This is a genomic window from Citrobacter sp. CK180 (assembly GCF_030333655.1).
GTDB classification, from domain to species: Bacteria; Pseudomonadota; Gammaproteobacteria; order Enterobacterales; family Enterobacteriaceae; genus Citrobacter_B; species Citrobacter_B koseri.
Genome location: NZ_JAOWFM010000044.1, coordinates 265,933 through 285,761, shown reverse-complemented (window position 1 = coordinate 285,761; position 19,829 = coordinate 265,933). Strand labels below are relative to the sequence as shown.

21 protein-coding genes are annotated in these 19,829 nt (G+C 52.8%); 7 read left to right on the top strand and 14 right to left on the bottom strand.

Annotated features, from left to right (window positions below; translation table 11 throughout):
• The first annotated feature begins 362 nt into the window (after positions 1–362).
• Positions 363–1,025 (top strand): acrEF/envCD operon transcriptional regulator, encoded by a 663-nt coding sequence (envR, locus tag OGV50_RS10325; protein ID WP_286458944.1) that lies wholly within the window; start codon positions 363–365, stop codon positions 1,023–1,025.
• 52 nt (positions 1,026–1,077) lie between these two features.
• Here envR and OGV50_RS10320 read toward each other — a convergent pair whose 3' ends face one another.
• The 14 genes from OGV50_RS10320 to acuI all read right to left on the bottom strand — a co-directional run bounded on the left by OGV50_RS10320 (position 1,078) and on the right by acuI (position 12,690).
• The gene (locus tag OGV50_RS10320; protein WP_047460895.1) at positions 1,078–1,242 is read right to left on the bottom strand and encodes a DUF2556 family protein; all 165 of its coding nucleotides are present in this window, start codon (positions 1,240–1,242) and stop codon (positions 1,078–1,080) included.
• An 82-nt stretch (positions 1,243–1,324) separates the two neighbouring features.
• Positions 1,325–2,209, bottom strand: coding sequence for an adenine-specific DNA-methyltransferase (yhdJ, locus tag OGV50_RS10315; protein WP_047460898.1), 885 nt, complete (start codon positions 2,207–2,209; stop codon positions 1,325–1,327).
• A gap of 86 nt (positions 2,210–2,295) precedes the next feature.
• The gene (gene fis / locus OGV50_RS10310) at positions 2,296–2,592 is read right to left on the bottom strand and encodes a DNA-binding transcriptional regulator Fis (RefSeq protein ID WP_000462905.1); all 297 of its coding nucleotides are present in this window, start codon (positions 2,590–2,592) and stop codon (positions 2,296–2,298) included.
• A 23-nt stretch (positions 2,593–2,615) separates the two neighbouring features.
• Positions 2,616–3,581 (bottom strand): tRNA dihydrouridine synthase DusB, encoded by a 966-nt coding sequence (gene dusB, locus OGV50_RS10305; RefSeq protein WP_047460900.1) that lies wholly within the window; start codon positions 3,579–3,581, stop codon positions 2,616–2,618.
• 292 nt (positions 3,582–3,873) lie between these two features.
• Complete coding sequence (locus tag OGV50_RS10300) at positions 3,874–4,650, bottom strand: carbonic anhydrase (protein WP_286488531.1); 777 nt, start codon at positions 4,648–4,650, stop codon at positions 3,874–3,876.
• Between the two features lie 141 nt (positions 4,651–4,791).
• Complete coding sequence (prmA, locus tag OGV50_RS10295) at positions 4,792–5,673, bottom strand: 50S ribosomal protein L11 methyltransferase (protein ID WP_047460904.1); 882 nt, start codon at positions 5,671–5,673, stop codon at positions 4,792–4,794.
• A gap of 11 nt (positions 5,674–5,684) precedes the next feature.
• Positions 5,685–7,136, bottom strand: coding sequence for a sodium/pantothenate symporter (gene panF / locus OGV50_RS10290; RefSeq protein ID WP_047460907.1), 1,452 nt, complete (start codon positions 7,134–7,136; stop codon positions 5,685–5,687).
• Entirely contained in the window at positions 7,126–7,368 is a 243-nt protein-coding gene (locus tag OGV50_RS10285; RefSeq protein ID WP_012135393.1) for a YhdT family protein, read from the bottom strand. Before OGV50_RS10285 ends, panF begins: the two co-directional genes overlap by 11 nt.
• A 106-nt stretch (positions 7,369–7,474) precedes the next feature.
• Positions 7,475–8,824 (bottom strand): acetyl-CoA carboxylase biotin carboxylase subunit, encoded by a 1,350-nt coding sequence (accC, locus tag OGV50_RS10280; protein WP_012135392.1) that lies wholly within the window; start codon positions 8,822–8,824, stop codon positions 7,475–7,477.
• 10 nt (positions 8,825–8,834) lie between these two features.
• Positions 8,835–9,305, bottom strand: coding sequence for an acetyl-CoA carboxylase biotin carboxyl carrier protein (accB, locus tag OGV50_RS10275; RefSeq protein WP_012135391.1), 471 nt, complete (start codon positions 9,303–9,305; stop codon positions 8,835–8,837).
• A gap of 22 nt (positions 9,306–9,327) precedes the next feature.
• A complete protein-coding gene (aroQ, locus tag OGV50_RS10270; RefSeq protein ID WP_058668166.1) occupies positions 9,328–9,780 on the bottom strand; it encodes a type II 3-dehydroquinate dehydratase in 453 nt (150 codons plus the stop codon).
• Between the two features lie 235 nt (positions 9,781–10,015).
• Positions 10,016–10,636, bottom strand: coding sequence for a protein-methionine-sulfoxide reductase heme-binding subunit MsrQ (gene msrQ / locus OGV50_RS10265; RefSeq protein WP_012135388.1), 621 nt, complete (start codon positions 10,634–10,636; stop codon positions 10,016–10,018).
• Positions 10,637–11,638, bottom strand: a complete 1,002-nt coding sequence (gene msrP, locus OGV50_RS10260) for a protein-methionine-sulfoxide reductase catalytic subunit MsrP (RefSeq protein ID WP_391511487.1) — start codon at positions 11,636–11,638, stop codon at positions 10,637–10,639.
• Positions 11,639–11,715: 77 nt separating this feature from the next.
• Positions 11,716–12,690 carry an acrylyl-CoA reductase (NADPH) gene (gene acuI, locus OGV50_RS10255; protein ID WP_047460914.1) on the bottom strand — a complete coding sequence of 325 codons (975 nt, stop codon included), beginning with the start codon at positions 12,688–12,690 and terminating at the stop codon, positions 11,716–11,718.
• 203 nt (positions 12,691–12,893) lie between these two features.
• Here acuI and csrD point away from each other — a divergent pair, with 203 nt between their 5' ends.
• The 6 genes from csrD (at position 12,894) to rng (ending at position 19,818) form a co-directional block, all read left to right on the top strand.
• Positions 12,894–14,834 carry an RNase E specificity factor CsrD gene (gene csrD, locus OGV50_RS10250; RefSeq protein ID WP_286488530.1) on the top strand — a complete coding sequence of 647 codons (1,941 nt, stop codon included), beginning with the start codon at positions 12,894–12,896 and terminating at the stop codon, positions 14,832–14,834.
• A 307-nt stretch (positions 14,835–15,141) separates the two neighbouring features.
• Positions 15,142–16,185, top strand: coding sequence for a rod shape-determining protein MreB (mreB, locus tag OGV50_RS10245; protein WP_000913396.1), 1,044 nt, complete (start codon positions 15,142–15,144; stop codon positions 16,183–16,185).
• 64 nt (positions 16,186–16,249) lie between these two features.
• Positions 16,250–17,269, top strand: a complete 1,020-nt coding sequence (gene mreC / locus OGV50_RS10240) for a rod shape-determining protein MreC (protein WP_012135384.1) — start codon at positions 16,250–16,252, stop codon at positions 17,267–17,269.
• Entirely contained in the window at positions 17,269–17,757 is a 489-nt protein-coding gene (gene mreD / locus OGV50_RS10235; protein WP_012135383.1) for a rod shape-determining protein MreD, read from the top strand. Before mreC ends, mreD begins: the two co-directional genes overlap by 1 nt.
• 8 nt (positions 17,758–17,765) lie before the next feature.
• Positions 17,766–18,359 carry a Maf family protein gene (locus OGV50_RS10230; protein ID WP_012135382.1) on the top strand — a complete coding sequence of 198 codons (594 nt, stop codon included), beginning with the start codon at positions 17,766–17,768 and terminating at the stop codon, positions 18,357–18,359.
• Positions 18,349–19,818 (top strand): ribonuclease G, encoded by a 1,470-nt coding sequence (gene rng, locus OGV50_RS10225; RefSeq protein ID WP_012135381.1) that lies wholly within the window; start codon positions 18,349–18,351, stop codon positions 19,816–19,818. Before OGV50_RS10230 ends, rng begins: the two co-directional genes overlap by 11 nt.
• The last annotated feature ends 11 nt before the right edge of the window (positions 19,819–19,829 follow it).

Genomic DNA, 19,829 nt, shown 5'->3' with positions numbered 1-19,829 from the left:
GTAAGGCGTTAACGCGCACAAATAAAATAGCAGTTGGCTATCCTACAAATTATCAGCTCGTGATGTAAGCAATACTTATTTCTGGTCGTCATGCACGGCACGTAAAAGCAAAAAAAGATTAATATCCCGTCGTTTCATAATGCGGTGGAAAAGTAAAACCCTGTCTTTCATTAACACAAATAGAAATATACATTCTTTTGGTGAATAGTTTTATTTGATTCATTTGTATTTATTATTTATTTGGATGTATTGTGCGTAATAATACACGAGGACTCTCGTTTAAATAAAAATGAAGTGATACATTTGCGCGTTATCCCTGAACAGTATTTACTGTCATCCTCCGGTTTCAGACACATTTCATTATGGCCAGGAAAACAAAAGCGGACGCCCTCAGAACCCGACAACACTTGATTGAAACAGCGATCGTACAGTTCGCCTTGCACGGGGTCGGCAGCACCACGCTAAACGACATTGCAGACGCCGCGAATGTTACGCGGGGCGCTATCTATTGGCATTTTGAGAACAAGACGCAGTTGTTTAATGAGGTATGGGGTCAGCAACCGCCGCTACGCGATCTCATTCAGGACAGGTTAACAACGTGTGGGGGCGATAATCCGCTACAGAATTTGCGTGAAAAACTGATTGCCGCTTTGCAATATATTGCTGAGGTGCCCCGACAACAGTCATTGATGCAGATTTTATATCATAAATGTGAATTTCATAATGATATGATATCAGAGCAGGATATTCGGGAAAAAATAGGTTTCAGTTATCAGATAATGCGTGAAGCATTACAGCAATGTATGAATAAAGGACTGATTGCGACCGGTCTTGATGTCGAAGTTAATTTAATTGTGCTTCATGGCAGTTTTAGCGGGATTGTAAAGAACTGGTTAATGAATCCTTCCACTTATGATCTCTATAAGCAGGCGCCACAATTAGTGGATAATGTATTAAAAATGTTAGTTCCGAATGGCAATGTGATGGTATTAACGCAGAATAATAACCCGATCGGGGAAGCGTAACGGTTATCCCCAACTGTGCGTCGGCATAATTTGCATAGAATTGGCTGGCGTGCTACTCAAGGTCGGCGCAGTTGACGAGTTTGAGCGGGTTAACCGAATTCATGTTGCGGCATTTATCGTATTCCGTTGTCATCAGTTCGATCCACTGCATGAGTAATGCGTCAAAAAGGAAAACGGAGACTGCGAAAACAACCAGCCACCAATACTTACGAATCATTGCCAAATCCTGTGTATTCATGCCCAAGCGTGCAAGGAATATACACGAAACAACGCGGCAGAAAAGCAGACTTACAATGCTTTTACTTCACCTGAGACGTATCCGTCATTTCGGTCATTCGGCTCTTTTTGGACAGGTTTGTTGTCTTGCGCTTTTTCACCTTTGCCAGCTCGTTTTCCGCATAGTGAGAGGTGACGTTCAGCCTTCTGATGCCCATTTTTACGTATTCATTGTTGATTTCGATGCCGACAAATTTTCGTCCGGTTTCCACGGCTACGGCGCCCGTCGTGAAGCTTCCGGCGAAGGGATCTAACACCGTGTCGCCCGGGTTTGAGGAGGCCAGGATGATCCGGCTCAACAGCGCTCTGGGTTTTTGCGTGGGATGGTTCTCATACTCATCCATTAAGTAGCGGACGCGGGGAAAATCCCAGACGTTTCCGGGGACTTTTTGCGTGTTGTAGGGCTGGGGCGGATTTTTGCGGTAATCGATCAACGCTCTTTTTGCGCCGGTTTTGGTTTCAACCAGGATGTCATCACGATTAAACGTATAGTTCTTCGCATCTTTTACCATCATCAGAATGGGTTCATACATTGAGCCAAAATACTTTTTGGCCTGCACGCCTGAGCTGTCGTACGACCATATGATGCGGCTTTTGATATCGAACAGTTTCCTGCATTTGAGGTCGAGATAGGGCATGTTCTCTGTGCTGTTCATGATGTACATCGTGCCGTGTTTTTTCAGCACCCGATGGCACTCATCAATGCATTCAAACAGCCAGGCCAAAAAGGTCTCTTCGTCCCAGGACTCCACCAGACCGTCAAAATTTTTTCCGATGTTGTAGGGCGGGTCGGCAAAAATTAAATCGGCACTTTCCGGGGGCAGTTTTTTCAATTCTGAAAGCGCATCACCGTGAATGATCTTCTTCGATTCATCGCCAAAATATTGCGGCTCAAATCCGACATTCATGAACAAACTCCTGTCTGACGCGAATAAAAAAGGCGCTTCCCCATGCCGAGTAGCGCCTTTTTAAACAAGCAATTAGCTAATCGAAATTAGTTCATGCCGTATTTTTTCAATTTTTTACGCAGCGTACCACGGTTGATGCCCATCATCAGGGCAGCACGGGTCTGGTTACCACGGGTGTATTGCATCACCATGTCCAACAGGGGCTGTTCTACTTCAGCCAGTACCAGCTCATAGAGGTCATTAACATCCTGACCGTTCAGTTGAGCAAAATAGTTCTTCAGTGCCTGTTTAACCGAGTCACGCAGGGGCTTTTGAGTCACCTGATCCTGAGAGTTAACGGTAGAAACGGTCAGTACGTCAGAATTTACGCGTTGTTCGAACATAGTTCTGTCAGCTCTTTATTTCATTACGCAAAATTTTCGAAGTATGCCTCCAACGCCTCCAGCTGTTCGCTGGCATCCTCAATGGCGTTGAATGTGCGCCGAAACTGGTCATTTGGAGCGTGCTCCTGGAGATACCAGGAGACGTGTTTACGTGCAATTCGGTACCCTTTTGCCTGGCCATAAAAGTCATGCAGTTCCCGAACATGCGCGCAAAGCAAGCGCTTAACCTCTGCCAAAGGCAGGGGGGGTAGCAACTCCCCAGTGTCCAGATAATGCTGGATTTCCCGAAAGATCCAGGGTCTTCCCTGAGCTGCGCGGCCTATCATCAGGGCATCCGCCCCCGTATAGTTGAGCACAGCTCTGGCTTTATGCGGGTCAGTAATGTCGCCATTCGCGATAATCGGAATGGAAACTTTCTGCTTAACTGCCCGAATACTGTCGTATTCAGCATCTCCATTGAACAAACAGGCGCGGGTGCGTCCATGAATGGTCAGAGCCTGAATGCCACAGTCTTCAGCCAGTTGGGCAATCTCTACGCAGTTACGGTGTTCCGGGGCCCAGCCGGTGCGAATCTTCAGGGTGACAGGAACGTCCACTGCACTCACGACCTCGGTTAGTATCGACTTCACTAAATCCGGGTACTGCAAGAGGGCTGAACCTGCGAGCTTGCGATTCACTTTTTTAGCCGGACACCCCATATTGATATCAATAATCTGGGCGCCGCTTTCCACGTTAATACGTGCGGCATCGGCCATCTCAACAGGGTCGCTACCGGCGATTTGCACCGTGCGAACGCCTGGCTCATCAACGTGCACCATCCGTAAACGAGATTTGTCGCTTTCCCAAACCTGCGGGTTAGAAGACATCATCTCGGATACCGTCAATCCTGCTCCCATCTCATAGCACAGCGTCCGAAAAGGTCTGTCAGTAATGCCAGCCATGGGCGCTGCGATCAGGCGATTTCTAAGCTGGTATTGTCCGATGCGCATGAGTTAAGAAATGACCATACTGTGACTGCAAGGCGGCGTATATTACGCATTTTTTGCACGAGATGAAAGGCCAAACTTTGACCAATCCTCTGAGGTGGATCAAAGAATCGCAGTTAAGATGAACGATGAGAATTAATTAACTTTATAAATCATTGCGTTATAAAATGAGGCCGAATTTTTATACGCTTACAATTTTGCGTAACTTCTCATTTTTTCTTCTATGGCTGACGGCTGGACAACATAATCTGCTGATTTAACCAGCAGATTATCGTTTCATAGTGTGATCGTCGCCTCATTTCAGGACAGGATCGCGAAGCGTCGGTATCGACCATTCGTTAATGACGCGGCCATTCAAAGGCTGGACAGGGCGATTGTTGGCAGGGTGTATCGTATGGCGAAATTTTTCCAGTTGACCGGCAGAAAGCGTCATAGGCTGTTTCAGGACAATCCAGGTTACGCCTTCGCTACAGGGAGGCGTCGTTAATGAGCCGCTAAAGCGCCAGTAGGTTCTGTCTTCCGGCAACAGCAGATTGATATCGACGGGGGAAAGCAGCGGTATGCTGTCGCCCGGAATTGCCGGGATGGATTGCCATAAACGTTCAATTGCCTCATTTGGCTCACCGATATCAAACATGACGGCAACGACGGCAATCTCACCTTCCTGGTTTTTGTGCGTCAGGTGCAGCTCCATCGCATAGTGTTTACCATTGATGGTATTTTCACTTGGGGCATGAAAATGAAATTCTGCTAAAGCATAAGGCTGATCGTCAATCTGAGCGAAAGCAGAAGAATAGGGGGGCATTGTTGCCTGAAGAGTGTGGTCAACGTTCAGGAGCATGTCGGCGCGATCGATGTACTGTACGTTAAGCGGCGGGAGCTGGATTTCATTCGTGGTGAGAATATCAACAGGGGACTGGCTCATCCCGGTCTGGCACAGTTTGTATGCTTTATTGATTTCACCCCAGTGCGCGGGAGAGGTGTCGCCTTCATAGCTCCAGTCAGTTGCCGAACCGGAGACGGGCATCATACAGATTGCCAGAAAGGCAGTGGCCAAAGAAATTAACTTCATGCATTTACCCGATGAATTGAAAACAACATAACATTATATAAATCAATCAATTATAAAGAATATTGTATCGGTGACGAGCAGGAGAGGAAAGCGAATCGTGTGAAAAAGGCGTGGCCAGATGACCACGCCGGAAAGGACTGATTATTTTTTACGACCGGTAATGCGGCACCACTCTTCTTTCTCTACCACCGGGTCGAGCGTAAAGAGTTCGGTATAGGCTTCGCATACGCTTTCCGCCTGGCTGGCCAGGATGCCGGAAAGCCCCAGTAAACCGCCCTCAACGGGCAGTACGCTGATTAACGGGGCCAGTTCACGTAATGGGCCAGCCAGGATGTTAGCGACCACCACATCGGCTTTCATGGCTTCTGGCTGGTCTTTGGGGAGATAGAGCTCCAGACGCTCAGATACGCCGTTGCGCTCTGCGTTATCACGGCTGGCCTGGATCGCCTGCGGATCGATATCGATCCCGATAGCTTTCGCAGCGCCCAGCTTTAATGCGGCAATTGCCAGGATGCCGGAACCGCAGCCAAAGTCGATCACCGTCTTACCGTTCAGATCAAGCCCGTCGAGCCATTGCAGGCAGAGGGATGTGGTGGGATGCGTGCCGGTACCGAAGGCCAGACCCGGGTCCAGCATGACGTTGACGGCGTTCTCATCCGGTACATCGCGCCAGCTCGGGCAAATCCACAGACGCTCGCCAAAGCGCATCGGGTGAAAGTTGTCCATCCATTCGCGTTCCCAGTCTTTATCTTCCAGTTGCTCAATCTTATGCGCGAAACCCGCGCCCAGCAGCGGATGATGCTCAAGGATTGCCACCACCTCTTTCATGTCGGTTTCGGCATCGAACAGGCCGATAACGTCGGTATCGCCCCACAGACGCGTTTCACCTGGCAGCGGCTCAAATACCGGCGTGTCGTGCGTGTCCTGGAAGGTCACAGAGACCGCGCCGGTTTCCACCAGCGCATCGCTAAGTTCTTCGGCGTTCGTACCGGTCGTATTCAGTTTCAGTTGGATCCACGGCATGGCAAAACTCTTTATTTATCAGTAGTCAATAAGGTGGCTTGCTGGGCAGATGAACCAAAACGGTTTCCGGCCAGAAAAGCCAATAAACTGAGCAGTAGCGAGGGCACGATGGGGTGAAAGCCCAGGTACTGAACGTTAAAGGTGGCGAGCACGGCATACAACACGCCGCCAATGATCATGGCGCTTAGCGCGCCTGTCGCGTTTGCACGTTCCCAGTACAGACCCAGCACCAGCGGCCACAAGAACACTGCTTCCAGGCCGCCGAAAGCCAGCAGGTTAAGCCAGATAATCATTTCCGGCGGTTTCCAGGCCGCGAGCAGCAGCAACGCGCCTAACAGCAGCGTGATGATGGCTGACATCCGCTTCAGGCGAGTTTCGTTATGCATTTGCTCCGGGCGAATATTCAGATAGAGATCTTTAATGATCGTAGCGGAACTTTGCAGCAACTGGGCATTGATTGTCGACATAATGGCCGCCATCGGCGCGGCGAGAAAGATGCCGGCGGCAATCGGCGGCAGAACCTTAACCATCAGCGTTGGAATGACCAGATCCGGTACGGTCAGGTCAGGAATCACCGCCCGCCCCAGCGCGCCCGCCAGGTGCATACCGAACATCAGGATCGCCACCACAATCGTGCCGATGATAATGCCGCGATGCACCGCTTTACTGTCTTTATAGGAGATGCAACGCACGGCAGTATGCGGCAGGCCGATCACGCCAAAGCACACCAGCACCCAGAATGAGGTCATAAAGGTCGGTGACAGAATGTCATCCGCGCCCTGCGGCGTCACCAGTTTCGGGTCTATCGTTTGCAGGGTTTCGACCGCGTGTCCGAGGCCGCCTGCCGCATGAACCACGCCGACCAACAGGACGATGGTGCCAATTAGCATGACCATGCCCTGCATCGTATCGTTGAGCACGCTGGCGCGAAAACCGCCAAATGCGGTATACAACGCGATGCTGACGCCAAAGATTAACAGCCCTGTTTCGTAGGGGATGCCCGCTGCGGTCTCAAGCAGACGCGCGCCACCAATAAACTGTACGGTCATCGCCCCGACGAAAGCCACCAGCAGGCTGAGGCTTGCCAGCCAGACCAGCAGACGGCTTTGATAGCGGGCAAACAGCATATCGTTAAGAGTGACGGCGTTGTAGCGCCGCGCCAGAATAGCGAACTTCTTACCCAGAATACCCAGCGAGAGCCAGACGGCGGGTAACTGGATCATCGCCAGCAATACCCAGCCCAGGCCGTATTTATAGGCCGCGCCCGGGCCGCCGATAAATGAGCTGGCGCTGATGTAGGTGGCGGTCAGCGTCATCGCCAATACAATTCCGCCCATCGAACGGCTACCGAGGAAATACTCATTCAGGAAGGTGCCCGTCGTCCTTTTTCGCATGGCATAGACCGACAGACCAAACACCACCAGCAGATAGGCGATAAGCGGCAGAATGACTTCAAGCTGCATCATCGTCCTCCAGAGGAATGTCGCGATAGATAAATTTCACCATAGCCCAGCACAGTAAAATGAAAACAAGCGGCGTCAGCAGGCAGGCCATTTCAAACCAGTGCGGAAGGCCCGTTATGCCGGGTGCCGCGCCTGGTAAGTAAGCAGTCACCAACCACGCAGCCAGATACAGAAGGGTCAGCCACAGCGCCCAACGCGCCTCTTTGTTGGCCTGAACAAAACGCGTGTCCATTTTTTGTCCCTTGTGGATGAAGAAAGCGGGGATTGTACCTTATGGGATGTACCGGAGGGAAAAAAACAAAAGGCCGGAAAACCGGCCTTTTTTAGTTAACGCACGCTTATTTTTCCTGAAGACCGAGTTTCTTCTCCAGATAGTGGATGTTGGTGCCACCGTGCTGGAAGTGCTCGTCGTTCATGATGCGGGTTTGCAGGTCAATGTTGGTTTTGATGCCATCAATGATCAGTTCCTGCAATGCGTTTTTCATACGGGCAATCGCCACGTCACGGTTTTCACCGTAGCAGATCAGCTTGCCGATCATGGAGTCATAGTACGGCGGTACGGTGTAACCCGCGTAGATATGGGACTCCCAGCGTACGCCAAAGCCGCCCGGCGCGTGGAAGCGCGTGATTTTACCCGGGCTTGGCAGGAAGGTGTTCGGGTCTTCGGCGTTGATACGGCATTCTACCGCATGGCCTTTCACCACAACTTCTTCCTGCTTGATGGACAGCGGCTGGCCCGCAGCGATACGCAGCTGTTCTTTGATCAGGTCAACGCCGGTGATCATTTCAGTAACCGGGTGTTCTACCTGAATACGGGTGTTCATTTCGATGAAATAGAACTCGCCGTTTTCGAACAGGAACTCAAACGTACCTGCTCCGCGATAGCCGATATCGACACACGCTTTGGAGCAACGCTCGCCGATGTAACGACGCAGTTCCGGGGTAATGCCCGGCGCTGGCGCTTCTTCGACCACTTTCTGGTGACGACGCTGCATGGAGCAGTCACGTTCTGCCAGATAGATAGCGTTACCCTGACCGTCAGCCAACACCTGAATTTCGATGTGGCGTGGGTTTTCCAGGTATTTTTCCATGTACACCATGTCATTGCTGAAGGCTGCTTTCGCTTCCGCTTTGGTCATGGAAATGGATTGCGCCAGTTCGGCATCGCCGCGCACAACGCGCATGCCGCGACCGCCGCCGCCGCCGGACGCTTTGATAATAACCGGGTAGCCGATGCGTTTTGCAATGGCGCGGTTTTTATCCATATCGTCGCCCAACGGGCCGTCAGAACCCGGTACGCATGGAACGCCAGCCTGCTTCATTGCGCTGATTGCGGACACTTTATCGCCCATCAGGCGGATGGTGTCGGCCTTCGGGCCAATGAAGATAAAGCCGGAGCGTTCAACCTGCTCAGCGAAGTTGGCGTTCTCAGACAAGAAGCCGTAACCCGGATGGATTGCCACCGCGCCGGTGATTTCAGCGGCGCTGATGATAGCCGGGATGTTCAGATAGCTTTTTACGGACGGAGCCGGGCCAATACAGACCGTCTCATCCGCCAGCAATACGTGTTTTAAATCGCGATCCGCGCTTGAGTGCACAGCCACGGTCTTGATACCCAGTTCTTTACAGGCACGAAGAATACGCAGTGCAATCTCGCCACGGTTGGCGATGACAATTTTATCCAGCATGTTCGCCTCGTTATTCGATGACGACCAGCGGCTCGTCAAATTCTACCGGCTGACCACTTTCGACCAGAATTGCTTTCACCACGCCGGATTTATCGGCTTCGATCTGGTTCATCATTTTCATGGCTTCAACGATGCACAGGGTATCGCCCGCGTTAACTTTCTGACCGACTTCGACGAATGCTTTCGCATCCGGGCTCGGGGTGCGGTAGAAAGTACCAACCATTGGGGAACGTACGATGTGACCACTGATTTCCGCTGATGCAGCAGGCGCTTCCATTGCTGGAACAGCCGCCGGAGCGACAGCGTTAGACAGAGCTGGCTGCTGCATTGGCGCAGCATAAGCTTGTTGCATCACCGGAAAACCTGCGTTTGGCGCGGTGCGGCTGATGCGCACAGACTCTTCGCCTTCAGAAATTTCCAGTTCGGAGATGCCTGATTCTTCAACCAGCTCGATCAGTTTTTTAATCTTACGAATATCCATGAGTGGGTTCCGTACTCTTTGTTTAGTGTGATTGTGACAGGCGTTTTACCGCCGTCTGTAAAGCGTATGAGTAACCGTCAGCGCCGAATCCGCAAATGACGCCAGCCGCAATATCGGAAAGATACGAATGCTGGCGAAACGGTTCCCGCGCATGTACGTTGCTCAGGTGAATCTCGATAAACGGGATACTCACCGCGAGCAGCGCATCGCGAATCGCAACACTGGTGTGCGTAAACGCGGCCGGATTAATCAGGATATAGTCCACAGTGTCTTTAGCCTGATGAATACGGTCGATGAGTGCGTACTCCGCGTTAGACTGCAAATGATCCAGCGTCACATTCAGCGCGTCGGCCTCTGCATTCAAACGGTTAACAATTTCCGTTAGTGTCAGGGTGCCGTACTTATCGGGTTCACGGGTGCCGAGCATATTAAGGTTCGGACCGTTTAAAAGCAAAATGTGTGATTTGTCGGCCATCGTGCAGCTATCTCCTGCGATTCTCCGGTAAAAAACAAAATATACCTTTGATGCGCGATTGTCACCCTTTCAGCGGCTTAAAAACCCTGTCCGGGAAACCAAGGTCGCACATTATAACGATTTCGTAGCATTTGGCAGCTAAATACTGGTCTTATCAGGGAAGATTATCAACTGCTAACACGCAAAGACCCAAGGCGAGTCCTGGTTTTGCAACAAACCGCACATAACGGAGGCGTTACAGCATTTTGCCCGCAAACGACCGCCACCACTGGCGAAATGTCTTGTAGCGCCAGGCTAAAAGCACCAGCGCCAGCAGGGCATAAATGACTGGCTGCGGCGATAAAATTTTTACCGACCACAGATAATGAATGGGAGCCAGAATCGCGACAAGATAAACGAAGTTATGCAAACGTTGCCAGCGTTTCCCCAGTTTTCGTTGCGCCGCCTGCGTGGAGGTCAACGTAAGGGCGAATAAAATGAACCAACTGATAATGCCCAACGTTAAATAAGGACGAGTGATTAACTCCTGGCCCAGCAGCGCCAGATTATTTATGCCCAGTTCAAGTAGCGCATAGCTGGTTAAATGCAGCGTGGCCCAGGCGAAGCACCATAACCCTAACAAGCGGCGGGTGCGGATCAATAATGGCTGTTTAGCGTAGCGCGCCAGCGGTGAAACCAGCAAGGTGGCGAGCAAGAATTTCAGCGCTGTCCTACCGGTAAAGTGTTGAATATCTTTGACCGGATCGGCGCTGAGCCCTCCCTGATTCACCGCCCAGACGAGCCAGAGAAACGGTAATAATCCGGCAAGATGCAGCAGTACTTTTAGCCAGACGATCTGTTTTTGTGTCAGACGCACTTAGAAATTCTCCCGCAGATCCAGACCTCGATATAAAAACGCCACTTCACTGGCATAGCCGTTAAACAGCAGCGTCGGCTGTCTTTGTACATCCAGAATGCCGCCCGCGCCAATAAAACGCTCGGTCGCCTGTGACCAGCGCGGATGATCAACGTGCGGATTCACGTTGGCGTAAAATCCGTATTCGTTTGGCGCGGCCAGATTCCAGGTGGTCGGCGGGCGTTCGCGGGTCAGTTTAATACTGACGATCGACTTAATCCCCTTGAACCCGTATTTCCACGGCACCGTCAGACGGATGGGGGCGCCGTTTTGCGGCGGCAGCGCTTTACCATAGACGCCGACAGTCAGCAGCGTGAGCGGGTGCATTGCCTCGTCCAGACGCAATCCTTCGACGTAAGGGTATTTTAGCCCGCCGCCGATAAAGCGGTCTTTTTGTCCCGGCATATCATCGGGCGCGTAGATCGTTTCGAACGCCACATAGTTGGCATTGCTGGTGGGTTCGACCAGTGCGAGCAGTTTATGTAAGGGGAAGCCAATCCAGGGAACCACCATCGACCATGCCTCAACGCAGCGCATACGATAGATTCGCTCTTCCAGCGGGAAACGCGTCGTGAGCGCATCGTGATCGAGCGTTAAGGGTTTCGCTACTTCGCCGCTAATTTTCAACGTCCAGGGATCGGTTTTCAGGCTACCCGCGTTGGCGGCCGGGTCTGCTTTATCGAGGCCGAATTCATAGAAATTATTATAACCGGTGACTTTGTTTTCCGGCGTTAACGGGAGGTCGTTTTGCCAGGCTGCGGGTTTGCTGAAATCAAGCGGCTTACCGGCAGGCGCAGGGGGACGATCGTTGCCTTTAAACCAGCTCAGCAGGTCGGCCTGGGCGGTGGCAGGCAGAGAAAGGGCGGCCGCGCTGATACCTAAAGCTTTCAGTACCTGGCGGCGCTGCAACATAAAAACGGACTCCGCGGTTACGTCGGCTTCCGTCAGTTTTTTCATTTTCATAGCATCCTCCGTCATGCGTTTTTTTAAGCATGACGGAGGCGAAACGTTAACGCGAATATGTCACGAAAATTTGAAGATTAGGCAATCTTCACCAGCGTACGGCCCTGTGCCTGGTTATTGATGATGGCATCGGCGAATTTCGGCGCGTCTGCCAGCGTGATTTCTGTTGCAGCCTGCGCATAGAAAGAGGCTGGCAGGTCGTTGACCAGGCGTTTCCAGGCTTCTGCGCGGCGGGCAGGTGGGGTCATCACGGAATCCACGCCCTGCAAGCGGACATTACGCAGAATAAACGGCATGACCGTGGTGGGGAGTGCGAAGCCGCCCGCCAGACCACAGGCCGCAACGCAGCCGCCGTAGTTCATCTGCGCCAACACTTTCGCCAGCACTTTATCGCCAACGGTGTCGATGGCACCGGCCCAGAGTTGTTTTTCCAGCGGGCGGGATTCGGCAAACTCATCGCGCCCCAGAATGCGGTTGGCGCCCAGGCTACGCAGGTAGTCGTGAGTGCTTTCGCGTCCTGACACGGCCACAACCTGGTAGCCCAGCTTATGCAGCAATGCAACGGCAGTGCTGCCCACGCCGCCGCTGGCGCCGGTCACGACAATCTCGCCATCTTCAGGACGAATGCCCGCGTCTTCCAGCGCCATCACGCACAGCATGGCGGTAAAACCGGCGGTGCCGATAATCATCGCATTTCGGCTATCAAGACCTTTCGGGAGAGCAACCAGCCAGTCGCCTTTTACGCGGGCGCGCTCAGCCAGACCGCCCCAGTGGTTTTCGCCCACGCCCCAGCCGGTCAGTAAAACCTCCTGACCGGCATGGAAGCGGGGATCTTCACTGGCGCGTACGGTTCCGGCGAAATCGATGCCAGGAATCATCGGAAAGTTACGGATGATTTTCCCCTTCCCGGTGATGGCCAGAGCATCTTTATAGTTCAGGCTGGACCAGTGGACATCTACCGTTACATCCCCTTCCGGTAGCCGACTTTCTTCAAGGGTCTGAACGGAAGCAAGGGTTTTACCGTCCTGCTGTTCTAAGATCAAAGCCTGCATAACCTGTCCTCAATTTGCATAGTGGATTGGAAAAATATTTATGAAGACTATACTCGCTAATCAAAACGTGATGCCGATTCAACGCAATAAATTGCCAGATAGACCTGATTTGGTAGTATGCCCGCTTAGCTGTGCAATTTAACGGACTTCGCGTTCAGAGTTGCTCTTTCATGTCGTTTATAACTGTCGGAGTTAACACACGGATGCGATTAACGACGAAATTCTCAGCCTTTGTCACGCTGCTTACCGGGTTAACGATTTTCGTTACGCTCATCGGCTGCTCGCTGAGTTTTTACAATGCCATCGAGAATAAATTCACCAGCCGCATTCAGGCGGTCGCCACCGCTATTGACACGCATCTTGTCTCCTCTGATTTTGTCACGCTAACGCCGCAGATTAATGAACTGATGGTATCGGTCGATATCGTGCGCGTCGATTTGTTGCAGGATGGCCGCCAGGTGTATAGCCATTCGCGCAACAGCAGCTATCGGCCAGCGGGAAGCAACAACCTGTATCGTGAGCTGACGATTCCGCTGGTAAAACATCCCGGCACCTCGCTGCATGTGGTGTTTCAGGACCCGATGGGCAACTATTTTCACTCGCTCGTGACCACCGCGCCGCTCACGCTGGCGATCGGCTTTATCGTTCTCATCCTGTTCTTATCGGTACGCTGGCTACAGCGCCAGCTGTCCGGGCAGGAGCTGCTGGAAATTCGTGCAACGCGTATTCTGAACGGCGAACGCGGGCCGAATGCGCGAGGGTCGGTCTATGAATGGCCCGCGCGCACCAGTAGCGCGTTGGATATGCTGCTGTCTGAAATTCAGTTTGCCAGCGAACAGCGCAGCCGTTTGGATACGCTTATCCGTTCTTATGCGGCGCAGGATGTCAAAACCGGGCTGGGCAATCGCCTGTTTTTTGATAACCAACTGGCGACGCTGCTGGAAGATCAGGAAAAAGTGGGATCGCATGGCGTGGTGATGATGATCCGCCTGCCAGACTTTAACCTGCTTCACGACAGCTGGGGGCGCGATCTCGCGGAAGAACAGCTGTTTGCGCTGATTAATCTGCTGTCGACATTTATTATGCGCTACCCGGGTTCGCTGCTGGCGCGCTACCACCGCAGCGACTTTGCCGTCCTGTTGCCGCACCGCACATTGAAAGAAGCGGAGAGCATCGCCGGGCAGTTATTAAAAGCGGTAGATGCATTACCGGTTAATAAAAAGCTCGATCGTGACGATATGGTACATATCGGCATTTGCGCATGGCGTAGCGGTCAGTCAACGGAGCAGGTGATGGAACATGCCGAAGCCGCGACCCGAAATGCCGTGTTGCAGGGAGGGAACAGTTGGGCGGTGTATGACGATTCGCTGCCGGAAAAAGGCCGTGGCAATGTACGCTGGCGCACCCTTATTGAGCAGATGCTCAGCCGGGGCGGGCCGCGGATTTATCAGAAACCGGCGGTAATGCGTGAAGGACGCGTACACCACCGGGAGCTGATGTGCCGTATCTTTGACGGCGCCGAAGAGGTGATTTCGGCGGAATACATGCCGATGGTATTGCAGTTCGGTTTATCGGAAGAGTATGACCGCTTGCAAATTAGCCGTTTGATCCCGCTGCTGAAATACTGGCCGGAGGAAAATCTGGCGATGCAGGTAACGGTAGAATCGTTGATCCGCCCACGGTTTCAGCGCTGGCTGCGTGATACGTTGATGCAGTGCGAAAAATCGCAGCGAAAACGTATTATTTTTGAACTTGCCGAGGCAGATGTTTGTCAACACATCAGTCGGTTACAGCCTGTTATTCGTTTAATGAATGCGCTTGGCGTTCGGATCGCGGTGACACAGGCGGGTTTGACGCTGGTGAGTACCAGTTGGATTAAAGAACTTAATGTGGAATTACTGAAACTTCATCCGAGTCTGGTAAGAAACATTGAGAAACGAACGGAAAACCAGTTACTGGTACAGAGCCTGGTGGAAGTCTGCACGGGAACGCATACGCAGGTTTACGCGACAGGCGTCCGTTCGCGTAGCGAGTGGCATACGCTGACGGGGCGCGGAGTGGCGGGCGGACAGGGGGATTTTTTTGCCTCCTCCCAACCACTTGACACCAACGTGAAAAAATATTCGCAAAGATACTCGGTTTAACCTGCCGTTTAATTTGTTTTCACGTAGAATAACGCGCGCTGTGCCTCATGGGGGTGTGCTTGTCTGCTCGCCAGATTGTTGCAGCAAATATGCAGGTAAACGACCTTTTACAGGTTGCAAATGAAGGCCAGGATTGCTGCTGATGTATTCAGTTCTGATGGACCCAGACAGAGATTTGTAACAAAGGAAACGTACTGCGCTAATTTTCACCGTAGCAGATGATTTTTGCGCCTTGTCGCTGCTGCGTGTGGTTGGTAAAGTAAGCGGATTTTGTTTTCCGCCCCAGCTTTCAGGATTATCCCTTAGTATGTTGAAAAAATTTCGTGGCATGTTTTCCAATGACCTGTCCATTGACCTGGGTACTGCGAATACCCTCATTTACGTAAAAGGACAAGGCATCGTATTGAATGAGCCTTCCGTTGTGGCCATTCGTCAGGATCGTGCCGGTTCACCGAAAAGCGTGGCCGCAGTAGGTCATGATGCGAAGCAGATGCTGGGTCGTACGCCGGGCAATATCGCTGCTATTCGCCCGATGAAAGACGGCGTTATCGCTGACTTCTTCGTGACTGAAAAAATGCTCCAGCACTTCATCAAACAAGTGCACAGCAACAGCTTTATGCGTCCAAGCCCTCGTGTGCTGGTGTGTGTACCGGTAGGAGCGACCCAGGTAGAGCGTCGTGCGATTCGTGAATCCGCACAGGGCGCTGGCGCTCGTGAAGTGTTCCTGATCGAAGAGCCGATGGCTGCGGCAATCGGCGCCGGTCTGCCGGTGTCTGAAGCAACCGGTTCAATGGTTGTCGATATCGGTGGCGGTACGACGGAAGTGGCCGTTATCTCTCTGAACGGCGTGGTTTACTCTTCTTCTGTGCGTATTGGCGGCGACCGCTTCGACGAAGCGATCATCAATTACGTGCGCCGTAACTACGGTTCTCTGATCGGCGAAGCGACCGCAGAGCGTATCAAACACGAAATCGGTTCTGCGTATCCGGGCGACGAAGTGCGTGAAATCGAAGTTCGCGGGCGTAACCTGGCGGAAGGCGTTCCACGCGGCTTTACCCTGAACTCCAACGAGATTCTGGAAGCGTTGCAGGAGCCGCTGACCGGTATTGTGAGCGCGGTGATGGTTGCGCTGGAACAGTGCCCGCCGGAACTGGCGTCTGATATCTCCGAGCGTGGCATGGTGCTCACGGGCGGCGGCGCGCTGCTGCGTAACCTTGATCGTCTGTTAATGGAAGAAACCGGCATTCCTGTCGTTGTTGCTGAAGATCCGCTGACCTGCGTGGCGCGCGGCGGCGGCAAGGCGCTGGAAATGATCGATATGCACGGCGGCGACCTGTTCAGCGAAGAGTAATCGGATACCGGCAGGGTGATGGTTTGATTACCCTGCCGACTCTGATACGAGAATACGCAAACTTATGAAGCCAATTTTTAGCCGTGGCCCGTCGCTACAGATTCGCCTTATTCTGGCGGTGCTGGTGGCGCTCGGCGTGATTATAGCCGACAGCCGTCTGGGGACGTTCAGCCAAATCCGCACGTACATGGATACCGCCGTCAGCCCTTTCTACTTTATTTCCAATGGTCCCCGTGAATTACTCGACGGCGTGTCGCAAACGCTGGCTTCGCGTGACCAACTCGAACTTGAAAACCGGGCGCTGCGCCAGGAACTGTTGCTGAAAAACAGCGAATTGCTGATGCTGGGGCAATACAAACAGGAGAACGCGCGTTTGCGCGAGCTGCTGGGTTCGCCGCTGCGTCAGGACGAACAAAAAATGGTGACTCAGGTCATCTCCACGGTTAACGATCCTTACAGCGATCAGGTGGTGATCGACAAAGGAAGCGTGAACGGGGTCTATGAGGGGCAACCGGTCATCAGCGACAAAGGCGTAGTGGGCCAGGTCGTTGCGGTGGCGAAACTGACCAGCCGCGTTCTGCTTATTTGCGATGCGACACATGCGTTGCCGATTCAGGTGCTGCGTAACGATATCCGCGTCATTGCCGCCGGTAACGGCTGTACAGACGATTTACAGCTTGAGCATTTACCGGCAAACACCGACATTCGCGTTGGCGATGTGCTGGTAACGTCGGGTCTGGGCGGCCGTTTCCCGGAAGGGTATCCGGTGGGCGTGGTTTCGTCCGTCAAGCTGGACACCCAACGTGCTTACACCGTGATTCAGGCGCGTCCGACTGCGGGTTTACAGCGTTTGCGTTATCTGCTGCTGCTGTGGGGAGCCGATCGCAACGGCGCTAATCCGATGACGCCGGAAGATGTGCATCGCGTCGCTAACGAACGACTGATGCAGATGATGCCGCAGGTTCTGCCTTCGCCAGATGCGATGGGGCCGCCAGCGCCAATGCCGGACCCTGCCACGGGGATTAGCCCGGCGCCTGCCGCGCCTCAACAACCGTCGGCTACGCGCGCAACGGGGGGGCAATAGTGGCAAGTTATCGTAGCCAGGGTCGCTGGGTTATCTGGCTCTCGTTTCTTATTGCGCTATTGCTGCAAATCATGCCCTGGCCGGATGACATCATCGTTTTCCGGCCAAACTGGGTGCTCCTTATCTTGCTGTACTGGATACTCGCACTGCCGCACCGCGTAAATGTGGGTACAGGTTTTGTGATGGGTGCCATACTGGATCTGATCAGCGGCTCCACGCTTGGCGTGCGGGCCTTGTCGATGAGTATCATTGCTTATCTGGTTGCACTGAAATTCCAGCTATTCCGTAACCTGGCGCTCTGGCAACAGGCGCTGGTGGTGATATTGCTCTCACTGGTCGTGGACATTATTGTTTTCTGGGCCGAGTTTTTAGTGATCAACGTCTCTTTCAGACCGGAAGTGTTCTGGAGTAGTGTAGTAAACGGTGTGCTCTGGCCCTGGCTTTTCCTGCTGATGCGCAAAGTGCGCCAGCAGTTTGCTGTGCAGTAAAGGTTTCTATGACTGACGTTTATCTTGCTTCCGGTTCACCTCGCCGCCAGGAGCTGCTTGCGCAGCTGGGCGTCTCTTTTGTACGTATCGTTACGGGAATTGAAGAAACGCGTGGCGAAGGCGAAAGCGCGCAACAGTATGTCTCCCGTCTGGCGCGGGAAAAGGCGCAGGCAGGCGTGGCGCAAACGGCGCGCGACTTGCCGGTGCTGGGCGCCGATACTATCGTGATTCTTAACGGTGAAGTGCTGGAGAAACCGCGCGATGCAGAACACGCGGCGCATATGCTGCGCAAACTGTCGGGGCAGACGCATCAGGTGATGACGGCCGTCGCGCTGGCGGACAGCCAGTACGTTCTGGATTGTCTGGTGGTGACGGAGGTGACGTTCAGAACACTGAGTGATGAGGACATCGCGGGCTATGTCGCCAGCGGTGAGCCTATGGATAAAGCTGGAGCATACGGTATTCAGGGGCAGGGTGGCTGTTTTGTCAGGAAGATAAACGGCAGCTATCACGCCGTGGTCGGCTTACCGCTGGTTGAAACGTATGAGTTGCTGAGCAATTTTAACGCACTGCGTGAGAAAAGGGATAAACATGACGGCTGAATTGTTGGTAAACGTAACGCCATCGGAAACACGCGTGGCGTACATTGATGGCGGTATTCTTCAGGAAATTCATATTGAGCGTGAAGCGCGACGAGGCATCGTAGGCAATATCTACAAAGGCCGTGTAAGCCGTGTACTTCCGGGTATGCAGGCGGCTTTTGTAGATATTGGACTGGAGAAAGCCGCGTTTCTTCATGCTTCAGACATTATGCCGCATACCGAATGCGTGGCGGGTGAAGAGCAAAAGAACTTCACCGTACGCGACATCTCTGAGCTGGTGCGTCAGGGGCAGGATCTGATGGTGCAGGTGGTAAAAGATCCGCTTGGCACCAAAGGCGCGCGCCTGACGACGGACATCACGCTGCCTTCCCGCTACCTCGTCTTTATGCCCGGCGCGTCGCACGTTGGCGTTTCTCAGCGTATTGAAAGCGAAACCGAACGTGAACGCCTGAAGAAGGTGGTGGCGGAGTATTGCGACGAGCAGGGCGGATTTATCATCCGTACGGCGGCGGAAGGGGTGTGCGAAGAGGATCTGGCGTCGGATGCCGCTTACCTCAAACGCGTCTGGACGAAAGTCATGGAGCGTAAAAAGCGGCCGCAAACGCGCTATCAGATGTACGGCGAACTGGCGCTGGCGCAGCGCGTACTGCGTGATTTTGCCGATGCCGAGCTGGACAGAATCCGCGTGGATTCGCGTCTGACGTACGAGGCATTGCTGGAATTTACTGCGGAATATATCCCTGAGATGACCAGCAAGCTCGAACACTACAGCGGTCATCAGCCGATTTTCGATCTCTTTGATGTTGAAAATGAGATTCAGCGCGCGCTGGAACGCAAGGTGGAACTGAAATCCGGCGGTTATCTGATTATCGATCAAACCGAAGCCATGACCACCGTTGATATCAATACCGGGGCGTTTGTCGGGCACCGTAATCTCGATGACACGATCTTCAATACCAATATTGAGGCGACGCAGGCGATTGCGCGGCAGCTGCGTCTGCGCAATCTGGGCGGTATCATCATCATCGATTTTATCGACATGAATAATGAAGATCATCGCCGTCGGGTACTGCATTCTTTGGAGCAGGCGCTGAGCAAAGATCGCGTGAAAACCAGCATCAACGGCTTTTCGCAACTGGGTCTGGTAGAGATGACCCGCAAGCGTACCCGCGAAAGCGTGGAACATGTGCTATGCAATGAATGTCCAACGTGTCATGGACGCGGTACGGTGAAAACGGTGGAAACCGTCTGCTATGAAATTATGCGTGAAATCGTGCGTGTGCATCATGCCTACGACTCCGATCGTTTCCTCGTTTATGCCTCTCCAGCGGTGGCGGAAACGTTAAAAGGCGAAGAGTCGCACGCGCTGGCAGAGGTGGAAATTTTTGTCGGCAAGCAAGTTAAAGTCCAGATTGAACCGCTCTATAACCAGGAGCAATTTGACGTCGTAATGATGTAAAAGACCGCCGT

Bases quoted from the DNA above. Each gene is read 5' to 3' on its own strand.
- envR (WP_286458944.1), top strand. From the start codon at position 363: ATGGCCAGGAAAACAAAAGCGGACGCCCTCAGAACCCGACAACACTTG.
- OGV50_RS10300 (WP_286488531.1), bottom strand. From the start codon at position 4,650: ATGAAGTTAATTTCTTTGGCCACTGCCTTTCTGGCAATCTGTATGATG.
- fis (WP_000462905.1), bottom strand. From the start codon at position 2,592: ATGTTCGAACAACGCGTAAATTCTGACGTACTGACCGTTTCTACCGTT.
- panF (WP_047460907.1), bottom strand. From the start codon at position 7,136: ATGCAGCTTGAAGTCATTCTGCCGCTTATCGCCTATCTGCTGGTGGTG.
- mreB (WP_000913396.1), top strand. From the start codon at position 15,142: ATGTTGAAAAAATTTCGTGGCATGTTTTCCAATGACCTGTCCATTGAC.
- acuI (WP_047460914.1), bottom strand. From the start codon at position 12,690: ATGCAGGCTTTGATCTTAGAACAGCAGGACGGTAAAACCCTTGCTTCC.
- rng (WP_012135381.1), top strand. From the start codon at position 18,349: ATGACGGCTGAATTGTTGGTAAACGTAACGCCATCGGAAACACGCGTG.
- OGV50_RS10320 (WP_047460895.1), bottom strand. From the start codon at position 1,242: ATGATTCGTAAGTATTGGTGGCTGGTTGTTTTCGCAGTCTCCGTTTTC.
- msrP (WP_391511487.1), bottom strand. From the start codon at position 11,638: ATGAAAATGAAAAAACTGACGGAAGCCGACGTAACCGCGGAGTCCGTT.
- dusB (WP_047460900.1), bottom strand. From the start codon at position 3,581: ATGCGCATCGGACAATACCAGCTTAGAAATCGCCTGATCGCAGCGCCC.
- aroQ (WP_058668166.1), bottom strand. From the start codon at position 9,780: ATGGCCGACAAATCACACATTTTGCTTTTAAACGGTCCGAACCTTAAT.
- OGV50_RS10285 (WP_012135393.1), bottom strand. From the start codon at position 7,368: ATGGACACGCGTTTTGTTCAGGCCAACAAAGAGGCGCGTTGGGCGCTG.
- prmA (WP_047460904.1), bottom strand. From the start codon at position 5,673: ATGCCGTGGATCCAACTGAAACTGAATACGACCGGTACGAACGCCGAA.
- accB (WP_012135391.1), bottom strand. From the start codon at position 9,305: ATGGATATTCGTAAGATTAAAAAACTGATCGAGCTGGTTGAAGAATCA.
- yhdJ (WP_047460898.1), bottom strand. From the start codon at position 2,209: ATGAATGTCGGATTTGAGCCGCAATATTTTGGCGATGAATCGAAGAAG.
- accC (WP_012135392.1), bottom strand. From the start codon at position 8,824: ATGCTGGATAAAATTGTCATCGCCAACCGTGGCGAGATTGCACTGCGT.
- OGV50_RS10230 (WP_012135382.1), top strand. From the start codon at position 17,766: ATGACTGACGTTTATCTTGCTTCCGGTTCACCTCGCCGCCAGGAGCTG.
- mreC (WP_012135384.1), top strand. From the start codon at position 16,250: ATGAAGCCAATTTTTAGCCGTGGCCCGTCGCTACAGATTCGCCTTATT.
- csrD (WP_286488530.1), top strand. From the start codon at position 12,894: ATGCGATTAACGACGAAATTCTCAGCCTTTGTCACGCTGCTTACCGGG.